The sequence below is a fragment of the Variovorax sp. 10L421 genome (assembly GCF_056395365.1).
Map to the genome: position 1 here is coordinate 23,041 of NZ_JBFTJJ010000001.1, position 22,827 is coordinate 45,867.

22 protein-coding genes are annotated in these 22,827 nt (G+C 65.9%); 13 read left to right on the forward strand and 9 right to left on the reverse strand.

Going from position 1 to position 22,827, the window contains the following annotated elements:
• The first annotated feature begins 52 nt into the window (after nucleotides 1-52).
• Both AC1DFC_RS00110 and AC1DFC_RS00115 read left to right on the forward strand, forming a co-directional pair.
• A complete protein-coding gene (locus tag AC1DFC_RS00110) occupies nucleotides 53-1,219 on the forward strand; it encodes a DUF3182 family protein (protein WP_237726051.1) in 1,167 nt (388 codons plus the stop codon).
• Entirely contained in the window at nucleotides 1,203-1,979 is a 777-nt protein-coding gene (locus tag AC1DFC_RS00115; protein ID WP_007830256.1) for an alpha/beta hydrolase family protein, read from the forward strand. Before AC1DFC_RS00110 ends, AC1DFC_RS00115 begins: the two co-directional genes overlap by 17 nt.
• Before the next feature lie 34 nt (nucleotides 1,980-2,013).
• Here the strand turns inward: AC1DFC_RS00115 and AC1DFC_RS00120 are convergent, their stop codons facing one another.
• The 5 genes from AC1DFC_RS00120 to AC1DFC_RS00140 all read right to left on the reverse strand — a co-directional run bounded on the left by AC1DFC_RS00120 (nucleotide 2,014) and on the right by AC1DFC_RS00140 (nucleotide 7,252).
• Complete coding sequence (locus AC1DFC_RS00120; protein WP_478178515.1) at nucleotides 2,014-2,445, reverse strand: hypothetical protein; 432 nt, start codon at nucleotides 2,443-2,445, stop codon at nucleotides 2,014-2,016.
• A gap of 150 nt (nucleotides 2,446-2,595) precedes the next feature.
• Nucleotides 2,596-3,384: an enoyl-CoA hydratase gene (locus tag AC1DFC_RS00125; RefSeq protein ID WP_007830261.1), complete on the reverse strand. Its 789-nt coding sequence runs from the start codon at nucleotides 3,382-3,384 to the stop codon at nucleotides 2,596-2,598.
• A gap of 13 nt (nucleotides 3,385-3,397) precedes the next feature.
• Nucleotides 3,398-4,759, reverse strand: coding sequence for an alpha/beta fold hydrolase (locus AC1DFC_RS00130; RefSeq protein ID WP_478178516.1), 1,362 nt, complete (start codon nucleotides 4,757-4,759; stop codon nucleotides 3,398-3,400).
• Nucleotides 4,760-4,942: 183 nt separating this feature from the next.
• Complete coding sequence (locus AC1DFC_RS00135; RefSeq protein WP_007830269.1) at nucleotides 4,943-6,058, reverse strand: acyl-CoA dehydrogenase family protein; 1,116 nt, start codon at nucleotides 6,056-6,058, stop codon at nucleotides 4,943-4,945.
• A 12-nt stretch (nucleotides 6,059-6,070) separates the two neighbouring features.
• On the reverse strand, nucleotides 6,071-7,252 hold the full coding sequence (locus tag AC1DFC_RS00140; RefSeq protein WP_478178517.1) for an acyl-CoA dehydrogenase family protein: 1,182 nt from the start codon (nucleotides 7,250-7,252) through the stop codon (nucleotides 6,071-6,073).
• Between the two features lie 131 nt (nucleotides 7,253-7,383).
• Here AC1DFC_RS00140 and purN point away from each other — a divergent pair, with 131 nt between their 5' ends.
• Complete coding sequence (gene purN, locus AC1DFC_RS00145) at nucleotides 7,384-7,980, forward strand: phosphoribosylglycinamide formyltransferase (RefSeq protein WP_478178518.1); 597 nt, start codon at nucleotides 7,384-7,386, stop codon at nucleotides 7,978-7,980.
• 37 nt (nucleotides 7,981-8,017) lie between these two features.
• Complete coding sequence (locus AC1DFC_RS00150; RefSeq protein WP_007830276.1) at nucleotides 8,018-8,335, forward strand: I78 family peptidase inhibitor; 318 nt, start codon at nucleotides 8,018-8,020, stop codon at nucleotides 8,333-8,335.
• Between the two features lie 69 nt (nucleotides 8,336-8,404).
• Here AC1DFC_RS00150 and AC1DFC_RS00155 read toward each other — a convergent pair whose 3' ends face one another.
• Nucleotides 8,405-8,638, reverse strand: coding sequence for a DUF1653 domain-containing protein (locus AC1DFC_RS00155; protein WP_007830278.1), 234 nt, complete (start codon nucleotides 8,636-8,638; stop codon nucleotides 8,405-8,407).
• A 50-nt stretch (nucleotides 8,639-8,688) separates the two neighbouring features.
• Between AC1DFC_RS00155 and AC1DFC_RS00160 the strand changes: the two genes are divergently transcribed.
• From AC1DFC_RS00160 to AC1DFC_RS00170, 3 genes are all read left to right on the forward strand, one after another.
• The gene (locus tag AC1DFC_RS00160) at nucleotides 8,689-10,542 is read left to right on the forward strand and encodes a M48 family metallopeptidase (RefSeq protein WP_478178519.1); all 1,854 of its coding nucleotides are present in this window, start codon (nucleotides 8,689-8,691) and stop codon (nucleotides 10,540-10,542) included.
• A gap of 41 nt (nucleotides 10,543-10,583) precedes the next feature.
• A complete protein-coding gene (locus AC1DFC_RS00165; protein ID WP_007830283.1) occupies nucleotides 10,584-11,855 on the forward strand; it encodes an RsmB/NOP family class I SAM-dependent RNA methyltransferase in 1,272 nt (423 codons plus the stop codon).
• A gap of 132 nt (nucleotides 11,856-11,987) precedes the next feature.
• Nucleotides 11,988-13,202 carry a DesA family fatty acid desaturase gene (locus AC1DFC_RS00170; RefSeq protein WP_007830285.1) on the forward strand — a complete coding sequence of 405 codons (1,215 nt, stop codon included), beginning with the start codon at nucleotides 11,988-11,990 and terminating at the stop codon, nucleotides 13,200-13,202.
• A gap of 176 nt (nucleotides 13,203-13,378) precedes the next feature.
• On the opposite strand, the gene rpmG is transcribed toward AC1DFC_RS00170, so the two are convergent.
• The 3 genes from rpmG to trxB form a co-directional block, all read right to left on the reverse strand.
• Nucleotides 13,379-13,552 carry a 50S ribosomal protein L33 gene (gene rpmG, locus AC1DFC_RS00175; protein WP_007830291.1) on the reverse strand — a complete coding sequence of 58 codons (174 nt, stop codon included), beginning with the start codon at nucleotides 13,550-13,552 and terminating at the stop codon, nucleotides 13,379-13,381.
• Between the two features lie 11 nt (nucleotides 13,553-13,563).
• Nucleotides 13,564-13,797: a 50S ribosomal protein L28 gene (gene rpmB, locus AC1DFC_RS00180; protein WP_007830293.1), complete on the reverse strand. Its 234-nt coding sequence runs from the start codon at nucleotides 13,795-13,797 to the stop codon at nucleotides 13,564-13,566.
• 183 nt (nucleotides 13,798-13,980) lie between these two features.
• Nucleotides 13,981-14,940 carry a thioredoxin-disulfide reductase gene (trxB, locus tag AC1DFC_RS00185; RefSeq protein WP_007830294.1) on the reverse strand — a complete coding sequence of 320 codons (960 nt, stop codon included), beginning with the start codon at nucleotides 14,938-14,940 and terminating at the stop codon, nucleotides 13,981-13,983.
• Between the two features lie 180 nt (nucleotides 14,941-15,120).
• Here trxB and AC1DFC_RS00190 point away from each other — a divergent pair, with 180 nt between their 5' ends.
• From AC1DFC_RS00190 to AC1DFC_RS00215, 6 genes are all read left to right on the forward strand, one after another.
• On the forward strand, nucleotides 15,121-15,795 hold the full coding sequence (locus AC1DFC_RS00190) for a Crp/Fnr family transcriptional regulator (protein WP_007830295.1): 675 nt from the start codon (nucleotides 15,121-15,123) through the stop codon (nucleotides 15,793-15,795).
• 100 nt (nucleotides 15,796-15,895) lie between these two features.
• Nucleotides 15,896-18,328, forward strand: a complete 2,433-nt coding sequence (locus AC1DFC_RS00195) for a DNA translocase FtsK (protein WP_007830297.1) — start codon at nucleotides 15,896-15,898, stop codon at nucleotides 18,326-18,328.
• Nucleotides 18,329-18,490: 162 nt separating this feature from the next.
• Complete coding sequence (gene lolA / locus AC1DFC_RS00200) at nucleotides 18,491-19,123, forward strand: outer membrane lipoprotein periplasmic chaperone LolA (RefSeq protein WP_007830299.1); 633 nt, start codon at nucleotides 18,491-18,493, stop codon at nucleotides 19,121-19,123.
• Nucleotides 19,124-19,133: 10 nt separating this feature from the next.
• On the forward strand, nucleotides 19,134-20,426 hold the full coding sequence (locus tag AC1DFC_RS00205; RefSeq protein WP_007830301.1) for a replication-associated recombination protein A: 1,293 nt from the start codon (nucleotides 19,134-19,136) through the stop codon (nucleotides 20,424-20,426).
• Nucleotides 20,427-20,666: 240 nt separating this feature from the next.
• A complete protein-coding gene (locus AC1DFC_RS00210; protein ID WP_007830303.1) occupies nucleotides 20,667-21,596 on the forward strand; it encodes a branched-chain amino acid ABC transporter permease in 930 nt (309 codons plus the stop codon).
• A gap of 10 nt (nucleotides 21,597-21,606) precedes the next feature.
• On the forward strand, nucleotides 21,607-22,815 hold the full coding sequence (locus AC1DFC_RS00215) for a branched-chain amino acid ABC transporter permease (RefSeq protein WP_007830305.1): 1,209 nt from the start codon (nucleotides 21,607-21,609) through the stop codon (nucleotides 22,813-22,815).
• The last annotated feature ends 12 nt before the right edge of the window (nucleotides 22,816-22,827 follow it).

Sequence of the window (22,827 nt, forward strand, 5' to 3'; positions counted from 1 at the left end):
CTTCCTCCGTCGAGGAGGGGTGCACATGCGAGGAGGCGCCATGAGCATCGCCTTGAAACCGCTCCCCGGCTCCGGCCCCGAGGTGTCGGGTTCGTCCCGTCTGCCGCCAGGCCTTCGCAGCGTCGTGACCTGGGACGTGGACCCGCACGGCTACTGCACCGAGCACGAGCATGCCACGCGCGCCCACTTCGCACGGCGGCTGGCGGCCCTCAAGGGCTGCACTTTCGCGGGCGTCTACGATCCTCGGCAAGCCTACGGCAGCGTGCCCTACTTCGTGCCGAGCGACACCCTGACCGATCCGGCGCTCGTGCGCGCGACGGGCATCACCGGCGTGGACGACCTTTTCGGCGGGGTGGTGCCATACCCCTTCGTCGCCACCAAGGCGCTCACCCATCCGTTGATCGGTGCCGATGCTTCGCGGCCGGCGGGCTGGTCCCCGCGCTTCGCGACCGAGGCCGCGGAGGCGGTACTCCCCGGCTATTCGTGCTTCTCACGCGAAGAGGCGCGCAAGGCGGGGCGCATGCTGCTCGACGGCGGCCTCGCACGGGTCAAGCCGGTGATCGCGACCGGTGGACGTGGGCAGGTCGTCGTGGGAAGCGTCGATGCGCTCGACCGCTGTCTCGATGCCATGGACGAGACCGAGATCACGACCCGAGGCCTCGTGCTCGAGGAGAACCTCGACCGGCCGAGGACGTACAGCGTCGGACAGGTGAGCGTGGAGCACCTTGTCGCCAGCTATTGCGGCGAGCAGCGTTCGACCCGGGACAACGCCGGGCAGGAGGTCTACGGTGGTTCCGACCTCATGCTCGTGCGCGGCGATTTCGACAGGCTGCTCGCCGTCGTGAATCCGGCGCCGCCGCTTCGCCGTGCGATCGAGCAGGCGCGGCACTACCACCGGGCCGTGTCCGGTTGCTACCCGGGCTTCTTCGCCTCGCGGGTGAACTATGACGTGGCGCAGGGCATGGGCAGCCGAGGCGACTGGCGTTCGGGGGTGCTGGAGCAGTCGTGGCGCGTGGGTGGCGCCACGGGCGCGGAGATCGCGGCGCTCGAAGCGTTCCACGCGCATCCGAAGTGCGACCGCGTGCGCGCGTCCTCCTTCGAGGTCTACGGAGCGGCCGCGCCACCCGCGGATGCCATCGTGGCCTACCACGGCATCGACCGCGAGATCGGGCGGCTTTCGAAATTCACACTGCTGAAGCGACATGCCGACACGCCATAGCCTCATCGACATTGCCGTGGACGGCCAGCACATCCAGGGCACGCTGTTTGCCGCGTCGACCATGGTGCCCGGTGTGCTCCTGGTCCACGGCTGGGATGGAAGCCAGGAGCAATACCTGAAGCGGGCCAATGAAATCGCGGCGCTGGGCTGCGTGTGCCTGACTTTCGATCTGCGAGGGCATGCGCGCCACGCGGCGCAGCGCCTGGAGGTGACCCGCGAAGACAATCTGCGCGATGTGTTGGCTGCGTACGACGTGCTGGTCGGCCATCCGACCGTCGACCCCGGCGCCATCGCCATCGTCGGCAGCAGCTATGGCGGGTATCTCGCTTCGCTGGTAAGCGCCCTGCGGCCGGTGCGCTGGCTCGCGCTGCGTGCGCCGGCGCTCTACCGCGACCGCGAGTGGGACACGCCCAAGGGAAAGCTGAGCCGGTCCGACCTCGTGGCCTACCGCCGCTCGCTCGTGGGACCCGGCGACAACCGGGCACTGGCGGCATGCGCGGCCTTTGCCGGCGACGTCCTCATCGTCGAGTCGGAGGACGACCAGATCGTCCCCCACCCCGTGGTGGAGAACTACCTGGCTGCCTTCAAACGGGTGAAATCGGTGACCTACCGCGTGCTTTCCGGCGCGGATCACGCGCTGTCCAAACAGGAGTCGCGGCAGGCCTACGGCTCGTTGCTGGTCTCGTGGATCACCGAAATGACGCTCGGAGCCCGGGCGACGGCGACCATCACGAAGCCGGTTGCCAGCAGTTCGGCCTGAGCAGGCGCGCGCCGCCAAGCCGAAAGCCGGCCAGCTACTTTTTCATCGCCTTGACTTCGGCCATGCCCTTGGCCTCGTCGGCCTTGGCCTGCTTCACGCATGCGGACTTCGCATCGCCCTTCTGGTCGTCGCATTTTTCCTTCGCGATGCTGTAGGCCGCTTCCACCTTGGCCTCCGCCACCTTGCGTGCATTGCTGTCGCTGGGCTTCAGCTTCTGGTCGAGTTCAGCCTTGGCGATCTTTTCCTTGCCCTTGGCCTCTTCGATGCAGACGTCCTTGGCGTTGTCCTTCATGGCATCGCATGCCGCCCGGTCGGCCTTGTAGTCGGCTGCGATCTTGTCGCGGCCAGCCTTGAGTTCGGCGATGGCGGGGTCGACGGAGGTCGGCGGTGGCGTGTTCACTTGAGCTTGCGCGGGCAGCATCGCAAGGAATGCGATTGCCGCGCAGATCTGCATGAGCTTTTCCATGATCAATCTCCTTGACGTCGGCATCGGATCTCCAGCAACAGGCATGGGGTCCGACGCCGAAAATCCATCTTAGGAATCGAGGTCATGGAGGCGGTAGGACGCCTTTCGGTGCGGCCGTAAGCGCATGCCGACGGGCAGTGGACTTTCTTCTCAGCGCTTCCAGTCCGGCGGGCGTTTGTCGATGAAAGCTTGCACGCCTTCGAGTGCGCTTTCGTCCATCATGTTGCAGGCCATGGTCTGGCTGGCATCGGCCAGCGCGGCCTCGATGCCGGTTTCGATCTGGCGATAGAACAGGGCCTTGCCCAGCGCTAGCGCCTTGCGGGGCTTGGCGACGATGCTGGCCACCAGTGTCTCGACGGCCGCGTCGAGTTCCTCGGGCGGCGCCACGCGGTTGACCAACCCCTTCTCGCGCGCTTCCCGCGCGTCGATGAAATCGCCCGTCACCAGCATCTCGAAGGCTTCCTTGCGGCCGAGGTTGCGCGAAAGCGTGACGCTCGGCGTGGCGCAGAACAGCCCCACGTTCACGCCGCTGACCGCGAAGCGCGCCTCGCTCGACGCCACCGCCAGGTCGCAGACAGCGACGAGCTGGCAGCCCGCCGCCGTCGCGATGCCGTGCACGCGCGCGATCACGGGCACCGGCAGCTTCTGGATCGACAGCATCATCGCGCCGCAGCGTTCGAACAGCTGCCGGTAGTAGCCGAGCGAGGGTGCGGCGCGCATTTCCTTCAGGTCGTGGCCCGCGCAGAAGGCCTTGCCCGCTGCCGCGATGACGACCGCGCGAATGCTGTCGTCTGCTGCGATCTCGCCGAGCGCCTGCTCGAGCGCGCCGAGCATGCCTTCCGACAGCGCGTTGAACGAGGCCGGCCGGTTCAGCGTCAGCGTGGCCACGCCGCGGCTGTCGCGCGCCTGCAGGACGAAGGGCGTGCTCGCGTCGTTCATGACCGGCCTCGCTTCAGTAGGTCAGTTCGAGCACGGTCGTGTGCTCGCTCGCGGCCGGCCACGTGAGGCCCGTGATGCGCTCGCCGTTGAATTCACCGGCCACCGCGCGCGGGGCGCCACCGCCCTCGATGCGCAGCCGCGAGGTCGAAACGCCCGAGCCCTGGGGTGGCACACCCGTCGGAGGGCTCTTGCCGTCGAAGCGCATGGTGTCGCGCTGTGCGTCGAAGTAGCCGCGCGGCCGCGTGAACACGACGACCGCGCTGGCTCCGTTGTCGGCCGGAATGATGCGCTCCGGCCGCAGGTTCACGACGCTGCTGCCGCGCGGAAAGGGGCTGCGGTAGATGTGCGTGGTGCCGTAGCTCGGCGTGGCCAGGACAAATTCGTAGGCCGCGTCGCCGCGCGCCTTGAAAGGCCCCCAGCGGCCATCGGCGCCGACCGACTTGGTGAAAACGGCCTCGCCGAGCCGCACGCCGGTGGCAGGGTCGACGGCGTACACGGTGACCTTCGCGCCGTTCAGCGGAAGATTTTCCGCGCCGAGCGCACGGCCGTTGAGCACGACATCCGCCTCGGCCGCAACGTCGGTGCTGCGCGGCGCCTGCCCGGTCAGGAACTGCCAGGTCGCTGCGAACGCCGCGGGCGAGAACGAGGTTTCGCGATGATCGACGCGCGGCAGCACCACATTGGTCGCGCCCTTGAGCGCCGGCCCGTCGAAGCCGATGTTCGTCGGCTTGCCGGGCGCGCCGATCCACACGCCATCGGGCTGCGCATACTTGTCGTTGTTGTCCGAGCGCAGGGTCATCCACTTCACGCCCGGCGTGACCTCCTCGCCGTTCGGCCCCTTCGGCGCATTGAGCTGCTGCATGAAGCCGGACAGTCCCGAGAACTCGTTGTTTTCGCGGAAGCCCTTCACCACCCAGATGCCGTGCGCCGGGTTGCCGCCCAGCACCACATGGCTCACCACGGCCGCGCCGCCGCCGTTCTGCACGTAGTTGCGGATGGTGTTGCCGCCGCGCGAGTTGCCGATCAGCACGACCTTGCTGGCGCCGGTGGCCTTCAGCACCTTGTCGACCTCGGCCTTCAGGAACACCGCCGAATCGCCGGTCGAGCTGCGCCCGGCCTGGGCCACGGCGTCGTCGTCGCGCGCGACCGGGTTCGGCTGGTCGACAGCGAAGAGCCGCTCGCGCGGCCAGCCGTTCGACTCGAAGCGCCAGATCGTCGTCTGCCAGAGCGCGGCCGAGTCGCCGTTGCCGTGCATGAACACGATGGGCGGGCGCTCGGTGTAGGAAGGCGTGGGAGAGGTGGCGCAGGCGGTCAGCATGGCGGCAGTGATTCCGGTGGCGGCCATGGCGACCAGAAGAGAGCGGCGAGTCTGCATGTTTCGTTCCTGGGGTCCGGGAGTGAGGGGCCAAGTGAAAAACGCCCGCCGGCGCGAAGCGAGCGGGCGTTGGATGCTAGCGGAACACCGCGGAACCGGCTTTGCCGGGCCGCAGGTGTTGCCCCCGGTAGGGGGTTGGCGCAGCGACACGAAGTGCGCGCAGCCCTGGGGGCGAGCCTTGTCCTAGGCGAAGACGCCGGCGGTGTCCTGCATGCGGGCCGACACTTCGCCCAGGTGGTGCAGCGTGTCGCCGAAGGTCATTTCCATCTGTGTGAGCTTGCGGAAATAGTGGCTGCCGATGTATTCGTCGGTCACGCCGATGCCGCCGTGCAGTTGCACCGAGTTCGCGGCCACGAAGCGCATCGACACGCCGAGCTGGTACTTGGCGCGTGCCAGCGCCTGGCGGCGTTCGTCCGCCGGGGCGTTGAGCTTGAGCGTCGCGTAGTAGCTCATCGAGCGCGCGAGCTCGAGCTGCATCTTCATGTCGGCGACGCGGTGGCGCAGCGCCTGGAAGGTCGAGATGGCCACGCCGAACTGCTTGCGCTGGTTCATGTAGTCGACGGTGACGGCCATGGTCTTGTCCATCACGCCGACGGCTTCGGCACAGGTGGCGGCAATGCCGACGTCCACCGCGTATTCGAGCGCGGCCAGGCCATCGAGCGTGACCAGCGTCGCATCGGCCTTGTCGAACACCACTTCGGCCGCGCGGCCGCCGTCCTGCGTGCCGTAGCCGCGGGCCTCGACGCCGCTGGCACTGCGCTCGACCAGGAAGAGGGCGATCTTGCCGCCGACCTTGGCGGGCACCAGGAAGGCGTCGGCTTCGTCGCCCACCGGCACCACGCTCTTGGCGCCGGTCAGCGCATAGCCGTCGCCCGACTTGGCGGCCGTGGCCTCGCACACGTCGAGGCGCCAGCGTGCCTTGCGCTCCTGGTACGCCAGCACCACGATGGCCTGGCCGCCCGCGATGCGCGGCAGCCAGCTGTCCTTGGTGTCTGCGCCGGCATAGCCGCTGAGCACCGCACCGGCGATCAGCGTCTGCGCAAAGGGCTCCAGCACGATGCCGCGGCCCAGTTCTTCCATGACGACCATGCCTGCCACGGGGCCCATGCCCAGTCCGCCGTCGTCCTCGCTGATGTACAGGCCGCCCAGGCCAAGCTCGGCCAGTTCGTCCCAGGCCTCGCGCGAGAAGCCGCCCTTGGCCTCGATGCCGCGGCGGCGCTCGAAGTCGTAGCCCTTGTCGACCCACTTGCGAACGGCGTCGCGCAGTTGTTCCTGGTCGTCGGTGAAGTTGAAATCCATGTTCTTGTCTCCTCAGCCCAGAACCGTCTGCGCGACGATGTTGCGTTGCACTTCGTTCGAGCCACCGTAGATGGTGGTCTTGCGCATGTTGAAGAAGGTGGACGTCAGCGGCGCGAGCGCCGGATTGCCGCCCGGGAAGTTGCCCTGCCAGCCGGCTTCCATCGCCTCGCGGATCAGCGGCAGCGAATACGGGCCGCCGGCCAGCATCATCAGTTCGCTGTAGCGCTGCTGGATCTCGCTGCCGCGGATCTTGAGCAGGCCCGCGACGTCGAGCGAGTTCTTGCCCGAAGTGGCGGCCGACAGCACGCGCAGCACCATCATCTCGAGCGCGACGATGTCGACCTCGAGCTTGGCGATCTCGTCGCGGAAGCGCTGGTCGTCGTAGACGCCTTCGCTCTTCGCGATGCGCTTGAGGCGCTCGAGTTCGCGCTTGGCGCGATTCACGTCGGCGATGTTGGTGCGTTCGTGCGAGAGCAGGTGCTTGGCGTAGGTCCAGCCCTTGTTCTCCTCGCCGATCAGGTTCTCGGCGGGCACTTCGACGTTGTCGAAGAACACCTCGTTCACTTCATGGCCGCCGTCGAGCAGCTTGATGGGGCGCACGGTCACGCCGGGCGACTTCATGTCGAGCAGCAGGAAGCTGATGCCCGTTTGCGGCTTGCCTTCGTTGCTGGTGCRCACGAGGTTGAACATCCAGTCGCCGTGCTGGCCGAGCGTGGTCCAGGTCTTCTGGCCGTTGACGATGTACTTGTCGCCCTTGCGTTCGGCCTTGGTCTTCACGGACGCGAGGTCGGAGCCCGAACCTGGTTCGCTGTAGCCCTGGCTCCACCAGACTTCGCCGCTGGCGATGCCGGGGAGAAAGCGCTTCTGCTGCTCGGCATTGCCGAAGGCCATGATCACGGGCGCCACCATCACCGGGCCGAACGGGATGATGCGCGGCGCGCCGGCCAGCGCGGTTTCTTCCTCGAACAGGTGGCGCTGCACGGCGGTCCAGCCCGGGCCGCCGAATTCCTTCGGCCAGCCGTAGCCCAGCCAGCCCTTCTTGCCGAGGATCCTGGCCCAGCCTTGCAGATCGTCGCGCGTCAGCTCGAGCGCGTTGTGCACCTTGTGCGAAATCTCTTGGGGAAGGTTCTCTTTGACCCAGGCGCGAACCTCTTCGCGGAACTTCTGTTCTTCGGGTGTGAAGCTCAAATCCATGCGTGCCTCGCTGTGTTGATCGGTTCACCGCAGACGCGGTGTGTCTCCGGAACCGTGAGTTTTAGCACGGTCGTGCTGTGAAACGGTGTCCGCGCCGCGACAAGCGTGGGCACAGATAATCCCGCCTTCCCATGAAGAACATCGTGATCCTGATCTCCGGCGGCGGCTCCAACATGGCAGCCATCGTGCGCGCCGCCGAGCGCGACCACTGGGCCGAGCGCTTCGGCGCACGCATCGCCGCCGTGGTGAGCAACAAGGCCGAGGCCGGCGGACTGGCAATCGCCAAGGCGCACGGCATCGACACCGCAGTCATCCCGCACAAGGATTTCGCCACCCGCGAAGCTTTCGACGCAGCGCTGGCGACGGCGGTCGACGGCTACGCGCCGGCCCTGGTGGTGCTGGCGGGGTTCATGCGCATCCTGACGCCGGGCTTCGTCGAACGCTACGCCGGCCGGCTGGTGAACATCCATCCCTCGCTGCTGCCGGCGTTCCCGGGACTCCACACGCACCAGCGCGCCATCGAGGCGGGCTGCAAGGTGGCGGGCGTGACGGTCCATCAGGTGACCACCGAGCTCGACCACGGGCCGATCCTGGCCCAGGCCGTCGTACCCGTGCTGCCCGACGACACGGCAGTCACCCTGGCCGGGCGGGTGCTGGCGCAGGAGCATCTGTTGTATCCGTGTGCTATTGCCGGGTGGCTGGCAGATACATCGAGTCACAATCGGTAAAGTTGTTTATATTCGCGGGTTTTCGGGAGCTTAGAAAGTGAAAACCCAATCGTTGCTGCTGGCCGTTGCCAGCGCCGCCCTGATGGCGGCCTGTGCCGCTCCGGCGCCCGCGCCCGCCCCGGCACCTGCTGCGCCGCCGCCTGAACCGGTCTACCAGTGCAACGCCGATGGCGCCCGCTTTGCCGTGGGCCAGCCGCTGACGCCCCAGCTCGAAGCCGCCGCCCGCGTGCGTGCAGCCGCCGGCACGGTGCGCGTGCTGAAGCCCGGCGACGCGGCCACGACAGAACTCAATGGCGGTCGGCTCAATCTCGACGTCGACGCCCGCAGCCGCGTGACGGACGTCCGCTGCGGTTGATGGAACCGGAATTGCTACGAAAAATGTAGCAGTTCATTCAGGCAAGGCGGGCATGCACTGCCTGCCTGGCTAGATCGGGGTGAATCTTTGCCGGGGCGTACCGTCGATCTCGACGGTTTCGCCGAACATGGCGGCCGGCCGGACCCAGAGGCCATGAGCGCCGTACAGGGCGCGATACAGCGTCATCGGCTCCAGCGTCTCGCTGTGGCGCACGGTGCCGATCACTTCGTATTCGCCACCCTTGTAGTGGCGGTAGCGACCGGGGGGCGTTTCGATCAGGGGCGGGAGGTCTTCGTCGTTCAACGGGGCTTCTTTCTTCAAAAACTGTCGGGGCTTGATTTGACGGGAGTCGGATGGATCGCGCTGATTTTGTTCACCTGGTTCGACTGAGCGAGCACGCCAGCGCGGACGACGGTGCGCGCTATCGACGCAGCGTCGCGGCCTTTGCCGCGCTCGGCTACCTGTGGGTACTGGGCTGTCTCGGGCTTTCGGTGGGCATCATTGTCTGGGTGGTTTCCTCGATCGGGGGAGCGCGCTCCAATTTCACGCGGGGCTGGCTGCTGCTGTTCGCCCTGGGGTTGCTGTGGGCCACGCTGCGCGCGCTCTGGGTGCGCTTCGACGAGCCCGAGGGCGTGGAAATCCGCAGGGCCGACGCGCCGGCACTCTTCGAGGCGCTGGACCGCATCCGCGGCAAGATCAAGGGGCCGCCGGTCCACCACGTCTATCTCGATGACGAATTCAATGCCAGCATCCGGCAGGTGCCGCGCTTCGGGCTGTTCGGCGGCGCCGTCAACTCGCTGAGCATCGGCCTGCCGCTGATGATGATGCTCGACCGGCGGCGGCTGCTGTCGGTGCTGGCGCACGAATACGGCCATCTGCGCGGCAACCACGGCAAGCTGAGCGCCTGGATCTACCGCACCCGCCTGTCGTGGCTCAAGCTTGATGCCGACCTGCAGCGCAACGAGGGCGTGATGGCGCTGTTTTCGCAGGCCTTCTTCCGCTGGTATTTCCCGCGCTTCGCGGCCAAGACCTTCGCGCTGGCTCGCCAGGACGAGTACGAAGCCGACCGCATCTCGGGCCGGCTGCTGGGCGCTTCCGTGGCGGCGGCTGCACTGACCGAGATCGCGATCAAGGGCAACTGGTACGCCAACGAGTTCTGGCCCTGGCATTGGGCCCGCGCCGAGCATGAGCCGCAGCCGCCGGGCCCGTTCGAGGCCCTGCGCAAGCGCGTGCATACGCCGCCCGGCGAAGACTTCGCCCGCCAGGCGCTGCGCGAGGCGATGCGCCGCGTCAGCGACCTCGAAGACACCCACCCCGTCTTGCGGGATCGTTTGGAGGCGCTCGACCAGAAGGCGGTCATGCCCGAGTGGTCGATGCGCCCGGCACTCGAGCTGTTGGCCGACGAAAAGCAATGGATCGAGCATTTCGACCAACAATGGCGCCGCGCCCACGCCTCCGACTGGAAGCAGCACCATGCACACCGGTCGCGCATCCGCGAGCGCATCACCGTGCTGGCCGCGCGTGGCGAGCGCAATACGCCCGACGAGATGGTCGAGTGGGCCGATTCCGAGCGGCGGCTCGATCCCGCCGCCCCCGTGCGCGTGCGCTACGAGAGCGCCCTGCAGATCGCGCCGGAGCATCCCGGCGCGCTGCGCGGGCTGGCCCAGATGCTGCCGGCGAGCGATCGGGAAGCGCGTCTTGCCGTGCTCGAACGGCTGCACGGCTCCGGCGCCGCCAGCCGCTGGTGGGCGGCCAGGAGCGCCGTGGCCTCGCTCGAAGATCCCGACGCGGGGCCGCACGATGAAGAGGCGCTGAAGCTGTGGCGCGGCCGTCTCAAGGAGGCGGAAGAGGCCGAGACGCGTGCTTGGGAAGAGATCACCGGCACCCCGGTCTTCAGCCAGATCTCGCGGCACGACCTGAACGATTTCGAGCTGGGCGAACTGCGGGCCGACCTGGTGCGCTGCCTGCCTGCCTCGCGGGCCTGGCTGGTGCGCAAGAACCTGCACGAATTCCCGTGGCGCCGAGCCTATATCGTGTTCGTCGAGCTACCGGGGCTCGACGACGAAGACCGCTGGAACCTGTGCCGCCAGCTGGAGCAGACCCTCACGCTGCCGGGCGCCGCGCTGGTGCTGTGGGCTGGCCATTCGCCCAAGCTGGAAGACGTCGAGCGGGAGGCCTTCGGAGTCGTCTGGATGCGCGGCGCATAGCCCTTCGGACTGGACGGGGCGGCGGCTGAGACAATCGGGGGATGCACCCCAAAGCCCTGTTGGAGGCCACCGCCGATCTGGTCGGCCTTGTCCTGAAATTCGATCACCCGGCCGACCAGGTCGTTTCGCGGTTCTTCCGCGACCACCGCGAGTTCGGCCCGCGCGAGCGCGCGACGCTTGCCGAAACCGTCTACACCGTGCTTCGCAAGAAGCTGCTGTTCGATCACCTCTCGCCCTCGGGCAGTGGCTCGAAGGAGCGCCGCATGGCGATCCTGGGCTTTCATGGCCCGCGCGATTTTCTGAAGAGCGCGCTCAACGACACCGAAAAGCGCTGGCTCGACAACTGCGACGCCGTCAAGCCGGACGACCTGCTGGAACGCCATCGCCACAACCTGCCCGAGTGGTTGGTGGCGCCGCTCAAGGCGCAGCTGGGCGACGGCTTCTGGCCGCTGGTCGAAGCACTGCAGCAGCCCGCACCGCTCGATCTGCGCGTCAATGCGCTGACCGACAAGCGCGCGGATGTGAAGGCGGAGCTTGCGAAGGCTGCTATCAAATCGGAAGCAACCCCGTTCTCGCCCTGGGGCCTGCGCATCGACGGCAAGCCGGCACTGACCAAGCTGGACGCCTTTGCCCGTGGCGCCATCGAGGTGCAGGACGAAGGCTCCCAACTGCTGGCGCTGCTGCTGGACGCCAAGCGCGGCGAGATGGTGGTCGATTTTTGCGCCGGTGCCGGCGGCAAGACGCTGGCCATCGGCGCGACGATGCGCAACACCGGCCGGCTGTATGCCTTCGACACCTCGGCGCACCGCCTCGACGCGCTCAAGCCGCGGCTGGCGCGCAGCAAGCTCTCGAACGTCCATCCGGCCGCGATCGCGCACGAGCGCGACGACCGCATCAAGCGCCTGGCGGGCAAGATCGACCGCGTGCTGGTCGACGCGCCCTGTTCGGGGCTGGGCACGCTGCGGCGCAATCCTGACCTGAAATGGCGCCAGTCGCTCAAATCGGTCGAGGAACTGACGGTCAAGCAGACGGCAATCCTGCAAAGCGCGGCGCGGCTCGTGAAATCGGGCGGCCGTCTGGTTTATGCCACGTGCAGCGTGCTGCCGGAGGAAAACGAGGCGATTGCGGAGGCCTTCGGCGCCGCCAACCCCGATTTCGTGCCCGTGGATGCGGCGGAGTTGCTGCAGGGCCTCAAAGTCGAGGGCTCCGAGGCGCTGTGCGCCGGCGGGGAGGGCGGCCGCCGCTACCTGCGGCTGTGGCCGCACCGTCATTCGACCGACGGTTTCTTCGCCGCGGCGTGGAACCGGAAATAGAGGCGGAACTCCAAACTAGGGTTAATCTGCGCTTTTCTTGAAGGTTTAAAGGCTTTGCTTTAGGCCTGCCGCTTTAAAATCGCGGGTTATCTAAAGGCTGCACCTTCGTGTGGCCATGGAGTACCTGACTCAATGTTGCTTCCTGACTCGGCCGTCCTGAATGCGGCTATCCAATGGCTCGGACACGGCCTGTGGGACCTCGCATGGTGGCAAGTCGTGCTGTACACGCTTGTCACCACGCACATCACGATTGCCGCGGTCACGATCTTCCTGCACCGCACGCAGACGCACCGGGCCATGGATCTGGGCCCGATCCCATCGCATTTCTTCCGCTTCTGGCTGTGGCTCGGCACCGGCATGGTGACGAAGGAATGGGTCGCCATCCACCGCAAGCACCACGCCAAGTGCGAAACCGTCGACGACCCGCACAGCCCGCAGGTCAAGGGCATCGACGAAGTGCTCTGGCGCGGCGCCGAGCTGTATCGCGCCGAGTCGAAGAACAAGGAAACGATGGAGCGCTACGGCCACGGCACGCCCGATGACTGGATCGAGCGCAACCTGTATACGCGCTACAGCTGGCAGGGTGTGGGCTTGATGCTCGTGATCAACCTGGCGCTGTTCGGCACGCTTGGCATGGCCGTGTGGGCCGTGCAGATGCTCTGGATCCCCATCACCGCCGCCGGCGTCATCAATGGCATCGGCCACTACTGGGGCTATCGCAACTTCGAGGCGCCGGACGCCAGCCGCAACATCATGCCCTGGGGCCTGATCATTGGCGGCGAAGAGCTGCACAACAACCATCACACCTATCCGACTTCGGCCAAGTTCTCGGTCAAGAAGTACGAGTTCGACATCGGCTGGATCTACATCCAGGTGTTCCAGAAGCTCGGCTGGGCTAAGGTCAAGAAGGTGCCGCCGAAGATGCTGATGGGTGATATCCAGCCCGTGGCCAACGAGAAGACGCTCGAGGCCGTCATCGCCAACCGCTATGAAGTCATGGCTGGCTATGCGCGCGAAATGCGCCGTGCCACCAGCCAGGAGCTGGACGCGCTGAAGACCAAGGGGGCCGACCTGTCGGTGCTCAAGGCTGCCAAGCGCTGGCTGCACCGCGACGACGACAAGGTGCCTGCCGCGGCCCGTTCGCATGTGGTGCAGGCCCGCGCCGCCCACCCCGTGCTCGACAAGATGGCCACGATGCGCGAAGAGTTGCGCCAGCTGTGGCTGAACACCTCCCAGTCGCGCGAGCAGCTGGCCGCCGATCTGGCAGCTTGGTGCCACCGGGCGGAAGCCAGCGGCATTGCCGGCCTGCGCGACTTCTCGACCCGCCTGCGCGCTGCACGCGCCTGACGCGAGCCACGCGCCAATCAAAAGGCCGGCTTGATTGCCGGCTTTTTTACGCCTGTCGTTTCTTGCGGCATGCTCCGCTTTTCCGATGAGGGGAGGGCGAGAGCGAAAACTGCAGGCAACAAAAAACCCGCTGGGTAAGCAGCGGGTTTTTTGTTTGGGAGAATCAGAGGGCCGAATTACTTCAGCTTGATTTCCTTGTATTCGACGTGCTTGCGCGCCTTCGGGTCGAACTTCATGATCGACATCTTTTCAGGCATCGTCTTCTTGTTCTTGCTGGTCGTGTAGAAGTGGCCGGTACCCGCGGTGGATTCCAGCTTGATCTTTTCGCGTCCGCCTTTGCTCGTTGCCATGTTTCAGCTCCTTAAGCTTGGCCGCGTGCGCGCAGGTCTGCGAGCACGGCGTCGATACCGTTCTTGTCGATCAGGCGCAGTGCAGCGCTCGAAACGCGCAGGCGAACCCAGCGGTTTTCAGTCTCGACCCAGAAACGGCGGTATTGCAGGTTCGGCAGGAACCGGCGCTTGGTTTTGTTGTTGGCGTGGGAAACGTTGTTTCCGACCATCGGGCCTTTGCCCGTTACGTCGCATACGCGTGCCATGTGGACACTCTTTCTTGAACAGCTGGCACCGGCGCAATCGTGGCGATTGCAGGTGTTTTGCAGCTTGACCTCGCCAGAAAACGGGTGGCGGTACCCCGGCTTTGCCTGTATGCCAGGAATCCCCATGAGAGGGCCCTGTTTCGGCAAAGCCTTGGATTATAGCCCTTTTGGGGCCCGCACCGGTTACAGCGTGCCGTCCTGCTCCAGGAATCGCTGAGCGTCGAGTGCCGCCATGCAGCCGGTGCCCGCGCTCGTGATGGCCTGGCGGTACACGTTGTCCTGCACGTCGCCGGCGGCAAAGACGCCCGGAATGCTGGTCATCGTGGCGAAGCCCTGCAGGCCCGAGCGGGTCAGGATGTAGTTGTCCTTCATCTCCAGCTGGCCCTGGAAGATGTCGGTGTTGGGATGGTGCCCGATGGCAATGAAGCAGCCCTTGAGGTCGATCTGCTCGGTGGCTCCGCTCTGTGTGTTCTTGATCCGGATGCCCGTCACGCCCGAGTCGTCGCCGAGCACCTGGTCGAGTTCGTTGTGCAGCTTCAGCACGATCTTGCCTTCGGCGACCTTCTCGTTGAGCTTGTCGATCAGGATAGGTTCGGCGCGGAACTTGTCGCGGCGATGCACCAGCGTCACCTTGTTCGCGATGTTGGCGAGGTAGAGCGCTTCTTCGACAGCGGTGTTGCCGCCTCCGATCACGCAGACCTCCTGCTCGCGGTAGAAGAAGCCGTCGCAGGTCGCGCAGGCGGAGACGCCGCGGCCCATGAACTTCTGTTCGGAATCGATGCCCAGGTACTTCGCGGAAGCACCCGTGGCAATGATCAGCGAGTCGCAGGTGTAGGTGCCGCTGTCGCCGGTGAGGGTGAAGGGGCGCTTGCCCAGGTCGACCTTGTTGATGTGGTCGAAAACGATCTGCGTCTTGAAACGCTCGGCGTGCTCCAGGAAGCGCTGCATCAGGTCGGGGCCCTGCACGCCGTGGACGTCGGCCGGCCAGTTGTCGACCTCGGTGGTGGTCATCAATTGCCCGCCCTGGGCGATGCCGGTGATGAGCAGGGGCTGAAGGTTTGCGCGGGCTGCGTAGACGGCTGCGGTATAGCCGGCCGGGCCGGAGCCGAGAATCAAAACCTTGGCGTGTCGAGGAGCGGACATGAGTAGAAAACCTAAGATATACGCTGCTTCAGCGTGTACATTTTCAGGGTGGTAGCGATATATATGGAGTATCACTGCCCGGTTCAACACCGGGTAAACGGTGTTTTCAATGCGCGCGATTGTAGTAATCCATCGGCTTGCTCTTCGGACTGCTCTGCGCGCTGTATCAGGGATTGATAAATGTCGATGCTTTCCAACCTCGAATTGCTTCGGCGCGTTCCGCTGTTCGCGTCGCTGACGGCCACGCAGTCCGCCAGCATCGCGGACGCGATCATCAAGAAGCGCTTCAAGCGCGCGGAGGTCGTGGTGGAGCAGGGCAAGAAGTCCGATGCGCTCTACATCATCCTGACCGGCCGCGCGCGCGTCACCAGCGCCGACAGCCGCGGGCGCGAGGTCATCCTCGCCACGCTGCACCCTGGCGACTACCTGGGCGAGATGAGCCTCATCGACGACGAGCCGCACTCGGCCACGGTGCGCACCGAAATCCAGTGCGACGTGCTCATGCTGGGCCGCGACGCCTTCGCGCGCTGCCTGCCCGAGAATTCCTCGATGGCCTACAACATCATGCGTGGCCTGGTGCAGCGCCTGCGCCATGCCGACCGCAAGATCGAGTCGCTGGCGCTGATGGACGTCTACGGCCGCGTGGCCCGCTCGCTGCTCGAGTTCGCCGTCGAGGACGGCGCCGGCAATCTCAAGGTGCGCGACAAGATTTCCCGCCAGGACCTGGCCAAGATGGTGGGCGCTTCACGCGAAATGGTCAGCCGTGTGATGAAGGACCTCGAAGAGCGAGGTTTCGTGCAAACCCTGGATGACGGGTCGATGATCGTCAAGGAACGGCTCCTGTCGTTGGCTTGAACCTCCAGGGCCGGGTCCGCCGCTGCCGGCGGTCCTGGCCTTTTGTTGTAGTGTTCGTGCTTCCGGCCCCCGCTTTTCCGGGCCGGGCGCCGTGTTTTTCATGACCTATTCGCTCAATACGCTTCAATCTTCTTCCGCCGCCGAGGGGCAACCCGTGCGCATGCGCGCCATGCGCTTCGCCCATGAGATCACGCTGATCGCAGGATTCGCGGCGCTGTTGTTCTGGCTGCTCGCGATGCTGAGCTTCACGCCTTCGGACGCCGCCTGGTCGACCTCGGGCACAGGGGGAGAAATCAAGAACTGGGGCGGCCGCATCGGCGCCTGGCTGGCCGATGGCAGCTATTACCTTGCCGGCTATTCCGTGTGGTGGTGCCTTTTCGCCGGACTGCGCGCATGGCTCTCTTCGCTGGCCAACTGGCTGCGCGGCGGCGAGCCTGCATCCGCCGAGCAACCGGCGCCGCGTGGGCGCTTCAATCGCAGCCGTCTTGCCTTCTGGTTTGGCCTCGTCCTGCTGCTGTGCGCAAGCACCATGCTCGAATGGTCGCGCCTGTACCGGCTCGAGGCGCATCTGCCGGGTTCCGGCGGCGGCGCGCTGGGCTATCTCGTGGGGCCGGCCAGCGTGCGCTGGATGGGCTTCACTGGATCGGCGCTGGTGGCCATCGCCGGCGGCGTGATCGGCTCGGCGCTGGTGTTCCGTTTCTCCTGGAGCCTGATCGCCGAGCGCATCGGCGCGCGTGCCTATTCGCTGTTCGAGTCGCGTCGCGAGAAACGCGAAATGGCGGCCGACATCGCCATGGGCAAGCAGGCCGCCCGCGAGCGTGCCGAGGCCGACGAACCAGCGTTCACGCGCGACGACGCGGCCAGGGCGGAGCCCTCGCTGGTTTCGTCGTCAGGTGGCGCCTTCGACGACGAGGACGAAATCCATATCGAGCCGCGCCCCAAGCGCCGCCCGCCATCGCCGCCGGTGCAGATCGAGCCCGCGATGACCGAAGTGCCCAGGAGCGACCGCGTCGTCAAGGAGCGCCAGAAGCCGCTCTTCAAGGAACTGCCCGACAGCAAGCTGCCGCAGGTCGACTTGCTCGACGCCGCGCAGGCGCGCCAGGAAACAGTGTCGGCCGACACGCTCGAGATGACCTCGCGCATGATCGAGAAGAAGCTCAAGGACTTCGGCGTCGAGGTGCGCGTGGTGCTCGCTTCGCCCGGTCCCGTCATCACGCGCTACGAGATCGAGCCCGCCACAGGCGTCAAGGGCTCGCAGATCCTGGGTCTTGCCAAGGACCTCGCACGCTCGCTCTCGCTGGTGTCGATCCGCGTGGTCGAGACGATCCCGGGCAAGAACTACATGGCGCTCGAGCTGCCGAACGCCAAGCGCCAGTCGATCAAGCTCAGCGAAATCCTGGGCTCGCAGATCTACAACGAAGGCAAGTCGATGCTCACCATGGGCCTCGGCAAGGACATCATCGGCAACCCGGTGGTGGCCGACCTCGCGAAGATGCCGCACGTGCTGGTGGCCGGTACCACCGGCTCAGGCAAGTCGGTCGGTATCAACGCGATGATTCTTTCGCTGCTCTACAAGGCCGAGGCACGCGACGTCCGCCTGCTGATGATCGACCCGAAGATGCTCGAAATGTCGGTCTACGAAGGTATCCCGCACCTGCTGGCGCCCGTGGTCACCGACATGCGCCAGGCGGCGCACGGCCTGAACTGGTGCGTGGCCGAGATGGAGCGCCGCTACAAGCTCATGAGCAAGCTCGGCGTGCGCAACCTGGCCGGCTACAACACCAAGATCGACGAAGCCAAGGCGCGCGAGGAGTTCATCTACAACCCCTTCAGCCTCACGCCGGACGATCCGGAGCCGCTGCGGCGCGAACCGCACATCGTCGTGGTCATCGACGAGTTGGCCGACCTGATGATGGTGGTCGGCAAGAAGATCGAAGAGCTGATCGCCCGTCTCGCGCAGAAGGCGCGTGCCGCCGGCATCCACCTCATTCTTGCCACCCAGCGCCCGAGCGTCGACGTGATCACCGGCCTCATCAAGGCCAACATCCCGACCCGCATCGCGTTCCAGGTGTCGAGCAAGATCGACAGCCGCACCATCCTCGACCAGATGGGCGCCGAGGCGCTGCTGGGCATGGGCGACATGCTCTACATGCCCAGCGGCACGGGCCTGCCGATCCGCGTGCACGGGGCCTTCGTCAGCGATGAGGAAGTGCACCGCGTGGTGGCCTATCTCAAGAGCCAGGGCGAGCCCGACTACATCGAGGGCGTGCTCGAAGGCGGCACGGTCGATGGCGACGGTGAAGGCGACCTGCTGGGCAGTGGCGACGGCGAGAAAGACCCGATGTACGACCAGGCGGTCGAAGTCGTGCTCAAGAACCGCAAGGCCAGCATCTCGCTGGTGCAGCGCCACCTGAAGATCGGCTACAACCGCGCCGCGCGCCTCGTCGAGGACATGGAAAAGGCCGGCCTGGTCAGTGCGATGAGTGGCAGCGGCCAGCGCGAAATTCTGGTGCCCGCGCGCGCGGCAGAGTAATTCGCCGCGCTGTGGTTCTCAAGATTCAGGTTACGTGCTGAAAGGCAATTTGCAAAAACGCCCATCGGCATTGCAAATCTTCATGAAGCCCTGCTGCTGCCGCAATTCGCGGCGGTTAGGGTCGATGCCAATGCCACAGCTTTTCCAAGCGAGGAATCCAAATTGAAATTGCGTCATTGGCTGTTGATCGGCCTCCTGAGTTCCGCCAACGCCTGGGCCGGCGGGCTCGAAAGCCTTGAAACCTTCGTCAGGACGGTCAAGTCCGGCCGCGCCGATTTCACCCAGACCGTGACCGCCCCGGCGCGCGAAGGGCAACCAGGCCGCACCAAGACCTCGAGCGGCACCTTCGAATTCCAGCGCCCCGGCAAATTCAAGTTCGACTACCAGAAGCCCTTTGCGCAGGTCATCGTGGCCGACGGCAAGACGCTGTGGCTCTACGACGCCGACCTGAACCAGGTCACGCAGCGCGCGCAGGCGCAGGCGCTGGGCTCCACGCCGGCGGCGCTGATCGCCGCGGCGCCCGACCTGAAGGCCCTGCAGGCCGATTTCACTCTCGAGGCCGCGCCGGAGCGCGATGGCCTGCAATGGGTCAAGGCCACGCCGAAGAACAAGGACGGCCAGCTGCAGAGCGTTCAGGTCGGCTTCCAGGGCGAGGCGCTGGCAGCGCTCGAAATCCTCGACAGCTTTGGCCAGCGCTCGGTGCTCAAGTTCGGCAAGGTCGAGGTGAATCCTTCGCTGCCGGCGAGCGTGTTCGACTTCAAGCCGCCGGCCGGCGCAGACGTCGTCAAGCAATAAACCCACAGGCTTGGCCACCACCGCCCACCAACCCCTTGCCGAGCGCCTGCGTCCCAGGACGCTGGGCGAGGTCATCGGCCAGCAGCACCTGCTCGGCCCGGGCATGCCGCTGCGAATCGCGTTCGAATCGGGCCAGCCGCATTCCTGCATCCTCTGGGGGCCGCCGGGCACCGGAAAGACCACCATCGCGCGGCTCATGGCCGATGCGTTCGACGCGCAGTTCCTGAGCATCAGCGCGGTGCTCGGCGGCGTGAAGGACATCCGCGAAGCGGTAGAGCGGGCCACTGCCGCGCGCGACGGACTGGAGCAGCAGCGCACCATCGTCTTCGTGGACGAGGTGCACCGCTTCAATAAGAGCCAGCAGGACGCCTTCCTGCCGCATGTGGAGTCGGGCCTCTTCACCTTCATCGGCGCGACCACCGAGAACCCTTCGTTCGAGGTCAACTCGGCGTTGCTTTCGCGCGCCGCCGTGTATGTGCTGCAGTCGCTCGGCGAAGACGACCTCAAGCAGATCGTGGCGCGCGCGCAGGCCATCCAGGCCGTGCCCGCCATCGACGCCGCGGCGGTCGATCGCCTCGTGGCCTATGCCGACGGCGATGCGCGCCGGCTGCTCAACACCCTCGAAACACTCGCGGTCGCGGCCCGCGCCGAAAAGCTCGACCACATCACCGACGAGTGGCTGCTGCGGGTGCTCGGCGAGCGCATGCGGCGCTACGACAAGGGCGGCGAACAGTTCTACGACACCATCAGCGCACTGCACAAATCCGTGCGCGGCAGCGACCCCGACGCCGCGCTCTACTGGTTCGTGCGCATGCTCGACGGCGGCGCCGATCCGCGCTACATGGCGCGCCGGCTGGTGCGCATGGCCAGCGAAGACATCGGCCTGGCCGATCCGCGCGCACTGCGCCTGGCGCTCGATGCGGCAGAGGTCTATGAGCGGCTGGGTACCCCCGAGGGCGAACTGGCGTTGGCCGAGTGCGTGGTCTATCTCGCCATCGCTCCCAAGTCGAACGCCGTCTACAAGGCCTACAACGCGGTGCGCGCCCTCGTGAAGACGGACAGCACGCGACCCGTGCCCATGCACCTGCGAAATGCGCCCACCAAGCTCATGAAAGAGCTCGACTACGGCAAGGGCTACCGCTATGCGCACGACGAGGAGGGCGGTTTCGCCGCCGGCGAGCGCTACCTTCCGCAGGGGCTGGAAGGCCAGGTCTTCTACGAGCCCGTCGAGCGTGGACTCGAGATTCGCATCGCGGAAAAGCTGCGCGATCTGCGCCGCCGGAACGCCGAAGGCAACGGCTGATACTTGCTTGCAGCACGCTTGCAAAGCGTGCATGGCCCCACGCGCATACAGCATGACGTGAGCGGGTAAACCCCGGTCGCCGCGCACCAAATCGACGCTGGTGCATGACTACAATCCCGCCCACAAATCCGCCGGCGACACATGTTGGCTGGTTTTTTGCTTGTCAACCCAGGGGCGCCAAACCGGTGCCCGGCGGGTGAATGGCACCCCGCAACGGTGCAACACATAGGAAATCGCGTTATGGACATTTTGCTGCAGCAGATCATCAACGGTCTGGTACTGGGCAGCATGTATGCCTTGATAGCCTTGGGCTACACCATGGTGTACGGCATCATCAATCTGATCAACTTCGCGCACGGAGAAGTGCTGATGGTGGGGGCGCTCACGAGCTGGACCATCATCGGGCTCATGAAGGACGGCATGCCCAACACCCCGGGCTGGCTGATCCTCCTCATCGCGTTGATCATTGCCTGCGTCGTCGCGGCAACCCTCAACTTCGTGATCGAGAAGGTGGCCTACCGACCACTGCGCAACAGTCCCAAGCTCGCGCCGCTGATCACGGCCATCGGCATGTCGATCCTGCTGCAGACGCTGGCAATGATCATCTGGAAGCCGACCAACAAGGCCTATCCCAATCTCCTACCCACCGATCCCATCCATGTGGGCGGCGCGGTGATCTCGCCGACGCAGGTCATGATCCTCAGCGTCACGGCGTTCTCGCTCGTGGTGCTGATGTGGCTGGTCAATTACACCAAGCTCGGCCGCGCGATGCGCGCCACCGCGGAGAACCCGCGTGTGGCGGCACTCATGGGCATCCGGCCAGACATGGTGATCTCGGCCACCTTCATCATCGGTGCCGTGCTCGCAGCCATTGCCGGTGTGATGTACGCGTCGAACTACGGCATCGCGCAGCACGCGATGGGCTTCCTGCCCGGCCTCAAGGCCTTCACTGCGGCCGTGTTCGGCGGCATCGGCAACCTCGCCGGTGCGGTGGTCGGCGGCATCCTGCTGGGCCTCATCGAAGCCATCGGCTCGGGCTACATCGGGACGCTGACGGGCGGCGTGCTCGGCAGCAACTACAGCGACATCTTCGCGTTCATCGTGCTGATCGTCATGCTCACGCTGCGTCCGTCCGGCCTGCTCGGCGAACGCGTGGCGGACCGTGCCTGAGGAACGAGCCATGAAAAACAGCAAGAACCTCGCCTTCTACATCATCGGCATCGTCGCCGTGCTCGCGCTGCCCCTGCTGCTGCAGATGCAGGGCAACGCCTGGGTGCGCATCGCCGACATCGCATTGCTCTACGTGATGCTGGCACTGGGCCTGAACATCGTGGTCGGCTATGCCGGCCTGCTCGACCTGGGCTACGTGGCCTTCTTCGCGATCGGGGCCTACCTGTACGCACTGATGGGCTCGTCGCACCTGAGCGAGACCTTCCCGTGGTTCGCACAGATGTTCCCGAACGGGCTGCACACCTCGCTGCTGATCGTGATTCCGCTGGCCCTTGCGGTGGCTGGTTGCCTGGGCGTGCTGCTCGGCGCCCCCACGCTCAAGCTGCGCGGCGACTACCTCGCCATCGTCACGCTCGGCTTCGGTGAAATCATCCGCGTGTTCCTGAACAACCTCGACCAGCCGGTGAACATCACCAACGGTCCGAAGGGCATCACCGCCATCGACTCCATCAAGTTCTGGGGCCTCGACCTCGGCAAGGCATGGAAGTTCGACGGCTTTTCGATCTCCTCGGTCTCGCTGTACTACTACCTGTTCCTGGCGCTGGTGATCGCCACGATCATCATTTCACACCGCCTGCAGACTTCGCGCGTCGGCCGTGCCTGGATGGCCATTCGCGAAGACGAGATCGCGGCCAAGGCAATGGGCATCAACACCCGCAACATGAAGCTGCTGGCCTTCGGCATGGGCGCCAGCTTCGGCGGCGTGTCGGGCGCGATGTTCGCGGCCTTCCAGGGCTTCGTGTCGCCCGAGTCCTTCAGCCTGATGGAGTCGGTGATGATCGTCGCGATGGTGGTGCTCGGCGGCATCGGGCACCTGCCCGGCGTCGTCCTCGGTGCCGTGCTGCTGGCCGCACTGCCCGAAGTGCTGCGCTATGTCGCCGGCCCGCTGCAGTCGCTGACCGATGGCCGCCTCGACGCCTCCATCCTGCGCCAGCTGTTCATCGCGCTGGCCATGATCGTCATCATGCTGGTGCGTCCGCGCGGCCTCTGGCCCTCGCCGGAACACGGCAAGACGCTGACCAGGAAGGGCGCAGTGCCCGTCGACCCGGCCCACGCGGCCGTGGCCCCCGGATCGCTGCAAACGCATGCGCCGGGCATCGATACGCCCGCCGACGAATTGCCGGGTGCGGCTTCGCGTCCCATGTCGATCAATCCCTGAACGCCGAAGGAA

Excerpts from the sequence above, each read along its gene's own strand:
- AC1DFC_RS00195 (WP_007830297.1), top strand. The coding sequence starts at position 15,896 with ATGACCTATTCGCTCAATACGCTTCAATCTTCTTCCGCCGCCGAGGGG.
- trxB (WP_007830294.1), bottom strand. The coding sequence starts at position 14,940 with ATGTCCGCTCCTCGACACGCCAAGGTTTTGATTCTCGGCTCCGGCCCG.
- AC1DFC_RS00135 (WP_007830269.1), bottom strand. The coding sequence starts at position 6,058 with ATGGATTTCAACTTCACCGACGACCAGGAACAACTGCGCGACGCCGTT.
- AC1DFC_RS00125 (WP_007830261.1), bottom strand. The coding sequence starts at position 3,384 with ATGAACGACGCGAGCACGCCCTTCGTCCTGCAGGCGCGCGACAGCCGC.
- AC1DFC_RS00160 (WP_478178519.1), top strand. The coding sequence starts at position 8,689 with ATGGATCGCGCTGATTTTGTTCACCTGGTTCGACTGAGCGAGCACGCC.
- rpmB (WP_007830293.1), bottom strand. The coding sequence starts at position 13,797 with ATGGCACGCGTATGCGACGTAACGGGCAAAGGCCCGATGGTCGGAAAC.
- AC1DFC_RS00170 (WP_007830285.1), top strand. The coding sequence starts at position 11,988 with ATGTTGCTTCCTGACTCGGCCGTCCTGAATGCGGCTATCCAATGGCTC.
- AC1DFC_RS00190 (WP_007830295.1), top strand. The coding sequence starts at position 15,121 with ATGTCGATGCTTTCCAACCTCGAATTGCTTCGGCGCGTTCCGCTGTTC.
- AC1DFC_RS00130 (WP_478178516.1), bottom strand. The coding sequence starts at position 4,759 with ATGCAGACTCGCCGCTCTCTTCTGGTCGCCATGGCCGCCACCGGAATC.
- AC1DFC_RS00210 (WP_007830303.1), top strand. The coding sequence starts at position 20,667 with ATGGACATTTTGCTGCAGCAGATCATCAACGGTCTGGTACTGGGCAGC.
- AC1DFC_RS00120 (WP_478178515.1), bottom strand. The coding sequence starts at position 2,445 with ATGGAAAAGCTCATGCAGATCTGCGCGGCAATCGCATTCCTTGCGATG.
- purN (WP_478178518.1), top strand. The coding sequence starts at position 7,384 with ATGAAGAACATCGTGATCCTGATCTCCGGCGGCGGCTCCAACATGGCA.
- AC1DFC_RS00215 (WP_007830305.1), top strand. The coding sequence starts at position 21,607 with ATGAAAAACAGCAAGAACCTCGCCTTCTACATCATCGGCATCGTCGCC.
- AC1DFC_RS00115 (WP_007830256.1), top strand. The coding sequence starts at position 1,203 with ATGCCGACACGCCATAGCCTCATCGACATTGCCGTGGACGGCCAGCAC.
- AC1DFC_RS00165 (WP_007830283.1), top strand. The coding sequence starts at position 10,584 with ATGCACCCCAAAGCCCTGTTGGAGGCCACCGCCGATCTGGTCGGCCTT.
- rpmG (WP_007830291.1), bottom strand. The coding sequence starts at position 13,552 with ATGGCAACGAGCAAAGGCGGACGCGAAAAGATCAAGCTGGAATCCACC.